The sequence below is a fragment of the Allokutzneria sp. A3M-2-11 16 genome, from assembly GCF_024213555.1.
Lineage (GTDB): Bacteria > Actinomycetota > Actinomycetes > Mycobacteriales > Pseudonocardiaceae > Allokutzneria.
Window position 1 is genome coordinate 44,192 of record NZ_JANAVO010000012.1, and the last position, 11,451, is coordinate 55,642.

The 11,451-nt window shown below is 70.3% G+C and carries 13 protein-coding genes; 7 read left to right on the forward strand and 6 right to left on the reverse strand.

Going from position 1 to position 11,451, the window contains the following annotated elements:
• Positions 1 to 39: 39 nt before the first annotated feature.
• Positions 40 to 1,098, forward strand: coding sequence for a Gfo/Idh/MocA family protein (locus NLX83_RS34100; RefSeq protein WP_254239371.1), 1,059 nt, complete (start codon positions 40 to 42; stop codon positions 1,096 to 1,098).
• Here NLX83_RS34100 and NLX83_RS34105 read toward each other — a convergent pair.
• Positions 1,088 to 1,657 carry a hypothetical protein gene (locus NLX83_RS34105; protein ID WP_254239372.1) on the reverse strand — a complete coding sequence of 190 codons (570 nt, stop codon included), beginning with the start codon at positions 1,655 to 1,657 and terminating at the stop codon, positions 1,088 to 1,090. The genes NLX83_RS34100 and NLX83_RS34105 overlap by 11 nt on opposite strands.
• 90 nt (positions 1,658 to 1,747) lie before the next feature.
• Between NLX83_RS34105 and NLX83_RS34110 the strand changes: the two genes are divergently transcribed.
• On the forward strand, positions 1,748 to 2,728 hold the full coding sequence (locus tag NLX83_RS34110) for an ABC transporter substrate-binding protein (protein WP_254239373.1): 981 nt from the start codon (positions 1,748 to 1,750) through the stop codon (positions 2,726 to 2,728).
• A gap of 246 nt (positions 2,729 to 2,974) precedes the next feature.
• Here the strand turns inward: NLX83_RS34110 and NLX83_RS34115 are convergent, their stop codons facing one another.
• A complete protein-coding gene (locus NLX83_RS34115) occupies positions 2,975 to 3,829 on the reverse strand; it encodes an alpha/beta hydrolase (RefSeq protein ID WP_254239374.1) in 855 nt (284 codons plus the stop codon).
• A 58-nt stretch (positions 3,830 to 3,887) separates the two neighbouring features.
• On the opposite strand from NLX83_RS34115, the gene NLX83_RS34120 reads away from it, so the two are divergent.
• Entirely contained in the window at positions 3,888 to 4,445 is a 558-nt protein-coding gene (locus tag NLX83_RS34120) for a TetR/AcrR family transcriptional regulator (protein ID WP_254239375.1), read from the forward strand.
• On the opposite strand, the gene NLX83_RS34125 is transcribed toward NLX83_RS34120, so the two are convergent.
• The 4 genes from NLX83_RS34125 to NLX83_RS34140 all read right to left on the reverse strand — a co-directional run bounded on the left by NLX83_RS34125 (position 4,442) and on the right by NLX83_RS34140 (position 7,711).
• Complete coding sequence (locus NLX83_RS34125; RefSeq protein WP_254239376.1) at positions 4,442 to 5,434, reverse strand: ArsR/SmtB family transcription factor; 993 nt, start codon at positions 5,432 to 5,434, stop codon at positions 4,442 to 4,444. The two genes, NLX83_RS34120 and NLX83_RS34125, sit on opposite strands and share 4 nt — an antisense overlap.
• A gap of 78 nt (positions 5,435 to 5,512) precedes the next feature.
• Positions 5,513 to 6,694, reverse strand: coding sequence for an MAB_1171c family putative transporter (locus NLX83_RS34130; protein WP_254239377.1), 1,182 nt, complete (start codon positions 6,692 to 6,694; stop codon positions 5,513 to 5,515).
• Positions 6,691 to 7,281 carry a hypothetical protein gene (locus tag NLX83_RS34135; protein ID WP_254239378.1) on the reverse strand — a complete coding sequence of 197 codons (591 nt, stop codon included), beginning with the start codon at positions 7,279 to 7,281 and terminating at the stop codon, positions 6,691 to 6,693. Before NLX83_RS34135 ends, NLX83_RS34130 begins: the two co-directional genes overlap by 4 nt.
• Positions 7,274 to 7,711 carry a helix-turn-helix domain-containing protein gene (locus NLX83_RS34140; RefSeq protein WP_254239379.1) on the reverse strand — a complete coding sequence of 146 codons (438 nt, stop codon included), beginning with the start codon at positions 7,709 to 7,711 and terminating at the stop codon, positions 7,274 to 7,276. The genes NLX83_RS34135 and NLX83_RS34140 overlap by 8 nt, the downstream gene beginning before the upstream one ends.
• A gap of 506 nt (positions 7,712 to 8,217) precedes the next feature.
• Here NLX83_RS34140 and NLX83_RS34145 point away from each other — a divergent pair.
• From NLX83_RS34145 to gntD, 4 genes are read left to right on the forward strand one after another with little or no spacing between them, the layout of a single operon-like run.
• Complete coding sequence (locus NLX83_RS34145) at positions 8,218 to 9,150, forward strand: ArsR/SmtB family transcription factor (RefSeq protein ID WP_254239380.1); 933 nt, start codon at positions 8,218 to 8,220, stop codon at positions 9,148 to 9,150.
• The gene (locus NLX83_RS34150) at positions 9,150 to 9,362 is read left to right on the forward strand and encodes an MbtH family protein (protein ID WP_254239381.1); all 213 of its coding nucleotides are present in this window, start codon (positions 9,150 to 9,152) and stop codon (positions 9,360 to 9,362) included. Before NLX83_RS34145 ends, NLX83_RS34150 begins: the two co-directional genes overlap by 1 nt.
• Before the next feature lie 3 nt (positions 9,363 to 9,365).
• The gene (locus NLX83_RS34155; RefSeq protein ID WP_254239382.1) at positions 9,366 to 10,301 is read left to right on the forward strand and encodes a TauD/TfdA family dioxygenase; all 936 of its coding nucleotides are present in this window, start codon (positions 9,366 to 9,368) and stop codon (positions 10,299 to 10,301) included.
• Positions 10,302 to 10,342: 41 nt separating this feature from the next.
• The gene (gntD, locus tag NLX83_RS41435) at positions 10,343 to 11,422 is read left to right on the forward strand and encodes a guanitoxin biosynthesis L-enduracididine beta-hydroxylase GntD (protein WP_254239383.1); all 1,080 of its coding nucleotides are present in this window, start codon (positions 10,343 to 10,345) and stop codon (positions 11,420 to 11,422) included.
• The last annotated feature ends 29 nt before the right edge of the window (positions 11,423 to 11,451 follow it).

Sequence of the window (11,451 nt, forward strand, 5' to 3'; positions counted from 1 at the left end):
CCCCGTGCATTTAAGCAACGCTGTTGTTAAATTAGGGGCATGAACTCCGAGATCCGCGTCGGCCTGCTCGGCTACGGCATCGCGGGCGCCGTCTTCCACGCGCCGCTGATCGCCGCCACCCCGGGGCTGGCCCTCACCTCCGTCGTCACCACCGACCCCGCCAAGCGCGAGCGGCTGCGGCGGGAACACCCGGGCACGACCGCGCTCGACTCCGCCGAGCAGCTTTTCGCGGGCGAGCACGACCTGGTCGTGGTCGCCACGCCGAACCGCACCCACGTCGAGCTGGCCACGACCGCGTTGGAGCACGGTCTGCCGGTCGTCGTCGACAAGCCGTTCGCCCCGACCTCGGCCCAGGCCCGCGAGCTCGCCGCGCTCGCGGAAGCCCGTGGCCTGCCGCTGTCGGTCTTCCAGAACCGGCGGTGGGACGGCGATTTCCGGACGGTGCGCAAGCTCGTCGAGGACGGAGAGCTCGGGCGCGTGCTGCGCTTCGAGTCGCGCTTCGACCGTTGGGTGCCGACGCCGAAGCAGGGCTGGCGGGAGCACGCCGGTGCGGAGGAGGCGGGCGGGGTGCTCTTCGACCTCGGCGCGCACCTCGTCGACCAGGCGCTGGACCTGTTCGGCCCCGTGCGCTCGGTCTACGCCGAGGTCTCCCGACTGCGGCCCGGCGTGCAGGTCGACGACGACTTTTTCGTTGCGCTGCAGCATGTTTCGGGTGTGCGGTCGCATCTGTGGTCCAGTTCGCTCGCGGCGCAGCGCGGTGCGCGTTTCCGCGTGCTCGGTGATCAAGGGGCCTACGTCAAGCACGGCCTCGACGGCCAGGAAGCGGCGCTGAAGGCCGGGGCGCGACCGGGCTCGCCCGAGTGGGGACAGGAACCCGAGGACCGCTGGGGCACGCTCGGCGTCGAGGGCTCGACGCGTCAGGTGGAGACCGAGCGTGGCGCCTACGAGAACTTCTACCGGGGCATGGTCGCGGCGATCCAGGACGGCGCGCCAGTGCCGGTCGCGCCCACGGAAGCCGTTGCCGCACTGGAGATCATCGAGGCGGCGCGGTCGTCCGCGGGCTGCGGGCGAGTGGTGGAGCTGGACGCTACACCGTAGCGACCAGACGGGCGCCGAGGAGGGCTGCGAAGCCCTCCTGCAGGGCGCGGCGCGGGTGGCGCATGCCGAAGCGCGAGTAACGGAACTCGATGCCGTCGACCATGCGCACGGTGATCACCACGCGGCGCCAGTGCTGGGTCGCTCGCGCTTCCGCGACCGCGCCGGCCGGGAGCGCCACCAGCGGCCGCACGTCCGGCGACGGCTTGGGCGCGGCGAACAGGCGGTGCCGCTGCCCGGAGCGGGTGAGGCCGAACAGCGCCAGCACGAACGCGAGCACCTCGCCGATCAACGCCAGCACGCCGTAGAGGAGCAGCCCGAACAGCAGCAGCGCGCCGGGCAGAGCGAAACCGAAGGCAACCTCCTTCGGCGCGCCCGCGAGGTGCGGGACGAAGCCGACCCACGCGAAGGCGAGGCACGCGCCGAAGCTCCACCAGAACCACTTCGTCAGGTCCGCGCTGGTCACCGGGCTCGGCCGGAGTTCCCAGCCGGTCGGCGTGAAGGTCACGGTCACCCGGCCGTGCCGGTCGGTGCGCACCGCGGCCACCTGCGAGTCGGTCATGCCGCGGACCTTAGACGCCGGTCACACCCGTCCCCCGAATGAGCTACGCCGGAGTTAGGTTAGGGTCACCTAATTGTGGAGGTGGTTGTGGTGCGGAGGCTCGTCGGCCTGGTGCTGGGCGTCGGACTGCTCGTGGGGTGCGGTTCGCCGGGGCCGGGACAGCAGGGCGCGGCATGGTCCTATGTGGACGATCGGGGGATCACCGTGACCGCACCGGAACGCCCGCGGCGGATCGTCGCGCAGGTATCGGCGGCGGCGGCGCTCAAGGACTTCGGGGTGAACGTCGCGGGCACCTTCGGGCCGCTGCGCACCGGCACCGGCGCGGTCGAGCCGGAGGCGGGCAGCCTCGACCCGAACGCGGTCACCGACGTCACCGGTCCGGGGTACGGCGAGGTGCGGATCGAGACGCTCACGTCGCTGCGCCCGCAGCTCGTGGTCAGCGGGAAGTACAAGGAGTTCGCCGGGCTCTGGCACCTCACCGAGGAGCAGGAGAAGGCGGTCCGGCCGATCGCGCCGACCCTCGGCGTCGCGCAGTCGGGGATCTCGCTGCCGGAGAGCATCCGCAAGTACAAGGAGCTCGCCCGCGCGCTCGGCGGGGACGTGGACTCCGCGCGGGTGAAGGCCGACGAGGAGCGGTTCACCGCTGCGGCACAACGACTTCGTTCCCTGGGCGCGCGGATGAGGACGGCGGGCAGGACGATCCTCGCCGTCGGCGGCGTCCAGGACGAGTACTTCGTCGTCGTGCCCGCGCGCAACCCCGATCTCGACTACTACGTCAAGGAACTGGGGCTGCCGATCACCACGCCGAAGAACCCGGACGTGGCGGGCGGCGGCTACTTCGAGCGGCTGTCGTGGGAGAACGCGGGCGCCTACAAGGGCGACATCCTCATGTGGGACACGCGCCCCGCCTCCTTCAACCCCGAGCAGATGAAGCGCAACCCGGTCTTCGCCGCGCTGCCCGCCGCCGCGCAGAACCGCTTCGCCGGGTGGGACGCGGTCGCGCCGATGAGCTACGCCAGCTACGCGAAGATCATGAACAAGCTGGCCGACCAGATCGCCGCCGCCCTCTAGGCGAGCAGGCCCTCAGCACTCCGCGCACCAAGTAAACTCTGCCCATGCACTCCACCCGCCCGTCCACCCCATCCCCCGCGCGCGCCGTCTAGAGAACCCCGTTTCGTACTCATAACGGGAAAAAGAGCGCTCCAAAAACCCGTTTTGAGTACGAAACGGGATTTTGGGCTGCGGTGCTGATGTTTGGTGTCGCGGTCGTTGGGGGCCGCTTGTGGGACGTGGGCTAGCCCAGCGCGGCGTTCGCGCTTACTGGGCCCGGCAGGTCCTGAGGTAGCTGAGGAACGAGGCCTGCAGACCAGTCACGTGCGTTTCGCGCAGGACCGCGCTGGTGACGGCTCCGCCGCGGGCGGTCAGGCGGTGCAGGACGGTAGCCGTGTTCTTCGTGAGGTTCTGGTAGACGGCCAGGTCTCCGAGAAGCTCTTGCTCGTTGAGGGTCACGTGAAGCTTGGCGGCAGGCAGGCTGCCACCCATCTCTTGGAGCTGGGCGAAGATCTGACTGTCCTCACCGGCGACGCCGGGGCTGCCCGCTCCGATGCTTTCGAAGAGCGTGCTGCCGGTGAGCCAGGTGTAGAGGCTGAAAAGGCCGCCGTAGGAGTAGCCGAAGAGGCCGTGACCGCTCGTGGCTGTGCCGTAGTCGCGTTCGATCCGCGGGTGCAGTTCCGCGGTGAGGAAGCTCAGGAACGCATCGGCGTGGGTGTCGCGCAGTTCGGCGAGGTAGGCGTCGGATTCCTCGCGTGTCCTCGCGCCCAATCGAACTCCCATCTCCACGGCATCGATGAGCTCCTTGGCGATGGGCTCGCCGGGGGGCACGAGGTCTCTGTTGCGCAGCCGATCCCAGTGCTGTGCGTCTTCGCCCGCGTAGCCGACGCTGACCTGGATGTAGGGCTGGATCTGCTGCATGGGGTCTTTCTGGGTGACGATGAGCGGAGCCGTCATGCCCACGGCCCAGTTGCCGTCGAGCACGTACACGGCAGGCGCTCGCGTCGTGGCGGGGTCGTAGCCCGGTGGCGTGGTGACCCAGACGCCGTAGTCGTGCCCTCCGCTGGAGCGCATCTCGAAGTAGTCGGTGTCGGCGAGGCAGCCGTGCCACATGGTGCTCATCGGAGGTCCTTCACAACACGTCCGTCACAGTTTCTTTTCCAATGGATAAACTGTGGGAGTGATCCTGTCAAGCACGGCACGCGAGCGGCTCCTGGCGCGGCTTCTCGACGCCTTCGGCGAGGCCCTTCCCGCACCGGAGATGTCGCTGCGTGAGATCGCCACCAGGGCCGAGACCAGCCACGCCCTCCTGCGATACCACTTCGGGTCACTCCCTGGCGTCCTGGCGGCCATGCTCACGGCGCAGCGATCCCGGGACAACCAGGCACTGCTCGAGGCCGCCCAGCAGGGCACCTTCGACGACCTCGTCGTGGCGATCTGGCGGGCCTACACCCGCCCGGAGCAGCTGTCGCGTGTCCGCGGCTTCTTCCACGTCGTCGGCCTGGCCGCGTACAGCCCAGAGAACTTTCGCGAGTTCATCGACTCGCTCGACGACCTGACCAAGATGCTGGCCTCGCTCGCGGAACGCGAAGGGCTCGACACCAAGGAAGCGCTGACCACGGCCACCGTCACCATCGCCGCGATTCGTGGCCTGCTCCTCCAGGAGGTCCTGACTCCGGCAGTCCTCTCGGAGGACGCGGTCGCCTTGATCCTGCGCATGAGCAAGGGCCGGTACTAGGCGAGCAGGTCCATCAGTGCGTCGGCGCGTTCGGTCCGGTTGATCCGCACCGAGCGGCCGACGCGCTCGCGGTGGATCAGCGCCGCGTCCTCCAGCCGCTCGCAGTGGTAGGTCGTCGTGCTCGGGCCGCACCCGCCGATCGCGGCCAGCTCGCCCATGGTCAACGGCCGGTCCAAAGCGCGGAGCAGCGCGGCGCGGACCGGACCGACCACCGCGCTCAGCCCGTCCGTGGTGTTCGTCGAGGTGGCGTCGAACAACCGCCCGACTCCGCGCGCCGGGTAGGCCAGCCACGCTTCGTCGCCCACGATCCCGAGCGCGCCCGCGCGGTGCCCGGACAACATCGGCGCGAGCACCAGGTCCCGCCCCGGCGCGCGCGGCGAACTCGGCTCTGCTGAGGGGATTTCGAGCACTCCGTCGCGGAACCGGGCGGACGGCAGCAGGGTGGAGAGCAACGGTTCCACCGCCCCGTGCACCACGGCCAGCCCGACGCGCTCCGCCTCGCGCCGCATCACCGCCTCGCCGCGCCGCCACAACGGGGCGAACACCCGCCACGACGCGGCGAGCACGCTCACGTAGCTGTCCAGCCACCGGCGCGGGTCGAGCACCGCGGAGCGCCACCGCACCGGCGGGTTGCCGCCGTCGAAGATCTCGTCGAGCCGGGCGAGCAACAGCTCGGGATCGGTGGCGCGCAACCGTTCCAGCTGCACCGGCACAGGCACCGGGGCATGGGTGGGAGCGGGCAGCAGGCAACTGGGGAGAACGCTGTGCTGCCCGCTGGCAAGGGGTGCGAGCGCGTGCTGGCTCCCCGGCGGGGCGGCCGTCCGCAGCGCGGAACGCCACGATTCCGGGGCCCCGCGGCGACGTCCGCCGATCGCGTCGAGTGCCAGTGACAGGACCGTGGTGAGCGGCGCGTAGCCGAGCCGTACGCGCAGCCCGTCGACGTTACCGAGGTCGAACCGGGTGACGTTGACGGCCTGTGCGGTGAGCATGTCCACCACGGTCGCAGCGGGTTCCGGCCGCCGTATCGACCGACCGGTTGACACGGGTGTCCGTCGCCCGGATTTGCCTCAGCCGTGCCTGCGGAGTGCCTTGGCCACGTCGGCGAGGAAAGCCATGTCGCTGGTGAGGTCGACGCCGCCGGGGACCTCCGCGGGCTGGTGCGCGCGGGGCGGCTCCTCGCCCGCGGCGGCCGCGGCGGCCAGTGCGGCGGCGAGGACAGCGGCCTCGGTGGCGACGTCGAGGGCGCGACCCGTGAGGCCGCTGTCGCGGGCCCGGTCGCGGGCGGCCTCGGCGACGCGGTCGTCGACGAAGGGTTGCAGCGCCAGGCGGCCGTCGCGGATCTCGATGACCCTGCGGTACAGGCGCAGTTCGAGGTCACCGGGCAGCAGCAGCTCCGCGAGCCGGGAAGCCGGTGGCTCCAGGGCGATGTGCGGGCTGGCCCGGTACAGGGCCGTCCACAGTGGACGGAGGGTCTGGTAGACGCGGTAGCGGTGCAGCCAGTCGAACAGTTCGGGCAGGCGCAGCCGGGGGCCGACGATGGGCACCATCACGCCCGCGAGGACCAGCAGCGCCGCCGCCGGGGTGAGGTACTTGTCCAGCGCGCTGAGGCCGTCCTTCGGATAACCGAACCGGAACCGGTCGGAGACGAACACCAGCGCCTTGTGGACGTGGTAGGCGAACGCGCACGCGGCACCCGCGGCGATCAAGCGCATTCCCAGGCGCATCAACGGGTTCGCCGCCTCCCCGCCCAGTCGCCAGCCGTTGCGGGCCAGGCTCCAGAACGCGGGGAGCATGTAGCACAGGAAGATCAGCCAGTACTCCAGCACCCACGGCTCGCCGGAGTACCGGCCAGCGAAGCGCGGATCGTCCACCGGCAGGTCGGAGAGCGCGAACGCCAGCGCCATGCCCGCGAAGGCCAGCAGCGCGCCGGAGGTGTAGCGGTGGGTCCTGGCCCACACCAGGTCGTCGGGACGCTTGAGGTGGAGCACGAACACGTGCACGGCCCACGCGACCACCAGCATCAGCGAATGGCCGACGAGGCGGGCGATGTTGGGGACCCCGGTCAGCTCCGCCAGCGCCGCGTACGGGTCCGGGGTCAGCACGGTCATCGACAGCGCCAGGCAGAACAGCGCCAGCACGACCGCGCGCCGGGCCGGGCTGCCCGCCCGGTGCTGGCCCTCGGCCATCCGCACCGAGACGAACGCCCAGACCAGCAGCGCGGGCACGACGAACCGCAGCCACTCGATCATCGGCGATGGCACCGGGAGAAGCGGCGCGGCTTCTGCCCCTCGTGCCAGTCCAGCGCCGCGTCGATGCGGTCGGACACCTCGCCGCTGCGCCTGCCCCGGGGGCGCGGTAGCGCCTGCGCGTGCCGCTGGATCAGCGACGCGAGCAGCTCCGCCTCCTGCTCCTCCGAGGTCAGGTAGCTGGTGCGGCCCAGCACCCTGCGCACCATCGCGGGATCGAGGTCGGGCAGCAGCAGCGTGGCGTGCTCGGCGAAGGACAGCGGCGCCGGGTAGTGGTCGCAGAGCAGGTGGCTGAGCTCGTGCAGGATGATGTGGTCCTGGTGCGGCCGCGTGGTCGCCTGCTCGTAGCAGATCACGTCGGCGGTGTCGGTGGCCGCCCACATCCCGAGCACCCCGCCGTCGCTGGCGATCGGCACCAGGCGGATCGGCCGGGCGCGCTTGTCCGCGACCAGGCGGCACAGCTCCCGCACGTCGAACGGCGCGGGCATGGGCAGTTCGCGGATCCTGGCCTCGCAGCGCCGCCGCAGCCCGCGCAACCGCCACCGGCGGCGCACCGCGGACGGCGAGAGCCAGGCGGGCGGGTCAGCCATCGGCGGGCTCGGGGTCGGGTTCGGGCAGCCCCTCGATCTCGCGGACCCGGTTCACCATCTCGCTGATGGCGTCGAGGCTCTTGGGCGAGAGCCCCGAGGCGCGCAGCGCCAGCTGCCGCACCGAGCTGTCCCGCAGCGCGCTGAGCAGCGCCAGCTCCGCGTCGATCCGCTCGGCGACCTCGTCGTCGAAGAAGTAGCCGACCGGGACGCCGAAGAAGCCGGACAGCGCCTCCAGGTGGCGCTTGGTCGGGTTGTCCCGCACACCGCGCCGCAGCTGCCAGAGGTAGGTGGCGGAGATCGTCACGCCGCCCGCCCTGATCGCGTCGGCGACCTCCTCGAAGCTGAACTCGCCGCCCTCGCGCGGGCGGATCGTGCGGAAGAGGTGGTCGACCTTCGCCGCCAGAGACGTCTCGCCCCGCGGATCGGTCATCCGGGCCTCCTTCACCTGATGGTTCCCGGAGGGTACAACGGCCCTGAACCGGCTCGAAGATCATTAACCGGCCTTGGGCCGATCGGCGCGGCGCTGGGCCGAACGCGGGACACGGCGGTACCGGCGAACGGTGCATCAAAGATCATGACAAATTCGTGGTCCCGATGACGGCCGCTCGGCCCAGAGCGTTTCAACGCCCGGATACGAAACGACGCCGTAGCCTGGAGTAATTACATTACGGGAGCGTTTTCGGGGTACGGCGATCGGCCTAGTACGAACGTGGCCCCGGGCCACTGATTTAGCTTCTTTGTAGCGTGCGTTGACCCTCGTCGTTTTGCCAGTTTATGTTGTCCGCCGATGCATAAACTGGCCTTGTCGGCCAGCTCGCATCGTTATTACTGGGGATATTTCCGGGGTTTTCCGTCGGGTTCGGGGGCTCGTCACCTCCCGCGATCCGGGCTGCCCCGAGATCCTTCGCCTGAAGTGACGGTGGGGAGGTGAAGTGCATGCGGGTGCGCTTCACGCTGAACGACCTGGCCAAAATGAGAATGGTCTCGACCCTGGGGCCGGTTGTCGAGGGCGTTTTCGCGCTCGACCTCCTGCGCGGGCGCGGTAATAGCCAATTCGGCGAATGGCGGAAACAGGTCCGCCGCCGTCTGGCCGCGTCCGGAGCCGCCGGGGAGAACGTGGAAAGGTTGCTGGCCGAGCGCCGTCCCCTTTCCGAACTGCTGTTTCACGCCGGGCACGCCCCCGATTCCACCGGGGCGGGCGCCGACGAGAGCGGGCGCGTCACCGCGGCCGTGTACGAGTTCTGCCGGGTGGCGGTGCTGCCGTACTGGAGCGGCGTCTCCGCGCTGCTCCAGGCCGAGCGCGAGGCCCGGGGCCGGATCGCCATCGGCAGCGGGGTCGAGGGCATGCTCGACACCCTCAACCTGCGGATGTGCGTCGGCGAGGCGGTGCTGGAGGTCCCGGACCGGTCCGGCCGCGAGCTGCGCCTGGACGGGCGCGGCCTGGTGCTGAGCCCCTCGCTGTTCCTGGCGGGCGGCGAGCACGTGGTGATCGAGAGCGCGGAGCCGGGCGGGCCGCCGACGCTGGTGTTCGCGATGCCGAGCACCGCGTCCACCCTGGCCGAGCTGTGGGGCACCGCCGAGCCCAACGAGCAGGCGCTGGCCGCGCTGGTCGGGCACACCAGGGCGGCGGCGCTGCAGGCGCTGATCGAGAGCTGCACCACCGGGACGCTGTCCCAGCGGCTCGGGATCTCCCTTGCGGGAGCGAGCAAGCACGCCACGGTGCTGCGGCAGGCCGGGCTGATCACCACCGCGCGCAACCGCAACACCGTGCTGCACACGCTCACCCCGCTGGGGCTGGCGCTGCTGCGCAGCCGCGTTCCCGCGCAACCACCACGAGGCCAAGCCGCGACTACTGGGAGGGCAGCCTGATGAGCACCAACCCGTTCGAAGATCCCGACGGCACCTATCTGGTGCTGGTCAACGACGAGAACCAGCACTCGCTGTGGCCCGCGTTCGCGGACGTGCCCGAGGGCTGGCGGGTCGCGCTCGCCGCGACCGACCGCGCCACCGCGCTGGAGCACGTCGAGAAGAACTGGACCGACATGCGGCCGGCCAGCCTGGTCGCGGCGATGGGGGAGTGAGCCGTGACGACCGCGACATCCAGCCTCGCCGTGCTGTTCGAGGGCAACGGCGAGCCGATCACCGAGCACATCCGCCGTGAGCGCGAGCGCGTCCGCGAACACCTGACGACCGAGGGCGCCGTGCTGCTGCGCGGGTTCTCGGTCGGCGGGGTCGAAGGGTTCGACGCCGCGGTGCGCGAGCTCTCCGGCGAGCCGCTGACCTACTCGGAGCGCTCGTCGCCGCGCAGCCGCATCAAGGGCAACGTCTACACCTCCACCGAGTACCCGGAGCAGGAGGAGATCTTCGCCCACAACGAGAACTCCTACCAGCGGGTGTGGCCGCAGAAGCTGTTCTTCTACTGCGTCCGGCCACCGCTGACCCACGGCGCGACGCCGCTGGCCTCGACCCGGGAAGTCCTTGCGCGCATTGACGAATCCGTGCGCGAGGAGTTCGTCCGGCGCGGCTGGATGGTGGTGCGCAACTACAGCGAGGAACTGGGCCTGCCGTGGCAGGAGGTGTTCAACACCGACGACCGCGACGAGGTCACCGCGCACTGCGCGAACAGCGGGCTGGCCGCCGAGTGGATCGACGCCGATCGCTTGCGCACCAAGGCCGTTCGCCAGGCCGTGCACACCCATCCGGTGACCGGCGAGCAGGTGTGGTTCAACCACGCCACCTTCTTCCACATCAGCACGCTGCCCCAGGAGATCGGGGCCGCGCTGCTGGAGATGTGCGGCGAGGAGAACCTGCCGAACAACACCTACTACGGCGACGGCGGGCGCATCCCGGACGACGTGATGGACCACCTGCGGTCCTGTTACCGGGCCGCCACAACGCGTTTCGACTACCGGCAGGACGACGTGCTGGTGATCGACAACATGCTGTGCACGCACGCCAGGGAACCCTTCACCGGGCCGCGCAAGATCGCGGTGGCGATGGCGGAGCCCTACGGCGGCTGACCGCCCTCTTTAGCCCCCGAGTCAAAGACGTGGAGGCGGCGGTGGGACCGGAGAAGTATCCACTGGAGGAGCCGTCACTTCACGACAAGGAGTTCGGTGTGCTGGAGCTGAGTCTGCGCGACGCCGAGGTCGCCGCGATCGAGCGGATCGCCGCCGAGGTCGCCCACCGGTACGGCGACATCGAGTCCGCCGAGTTCCACCGGGACAGCCGCGCCATCGCCGAGGAGCTGCCCCGGCGGGTGCGGGAGGCGCTGCACCGGTTCCGGGCGAGCGAGTCCGACAGCACCTTCGTCACCTCCGGGCTGCCGGTGGACGACGAGCGGGTGGGGCCGACGCCGCCGGAGTGGCGGGACAACCGCGAACCGTCCAGAACGCTGGTCTACGACGTGGCGTTCTTCCTGATGGCCGCCCTGCTGGGGGACCCGATCGCCTGGGCCACCCAGCAGGACGGCCGGATCATGCACGACGTCTTCCCCTTGAAGGCGCACGAGAACGAGCAGATCGGCTGGGGCAGCGCGCAGCTGCTGACCTGGCACACCGAGGACGCGTTCCACCCGCTGCGCACCGACTACCTCGGCCTGATGTGCCTGCGCAACAACGAGCAGGTCGAGACCACGGTCGCCGATGTGTCCGATTTGGACATTGACCCGCACAACAGGGAGATCCTGTCGCAGAAGCGTTTCCGCTTCGTGCCTGACAACGCCCACCGACCGCAGAACAACGGTCTGGTGCAGACCGGGCAGGCCGCTGAGTTGTTGCGGCGCAGCCAGGAGCGCGTCGAGAAGGCGATGAGCGATCCCGAGCCGGAGGCGGTCCTCTTCGGTGGCCCCGAGTTGCCGTACCTGCGGATCGACCCGGAGTACATGCTGGTGCCGGAGGACCCCGAGGAGCGCAAGGCCCTCGACGTGATCTCCTCGGCCATCGACGTGGCCATGGGCGGGGTGGTGCTCCAGCCCGGCGACATCATCTTCGTGGACAACTACCGCGCCGTGCACGGCCGCAAGCCGTTCAAGGCCCGCTTCGACGGGACCGACCGCTGGCTGCGCCGCCTCAACGTCGCGCGGGACCTGCGGAAGTCCCGGGACTGCCGCCTGGACGCGGAGTCCCGCGTCATCTACTGAGCCGCTTCGACGATCGACGAGAAGGCAGG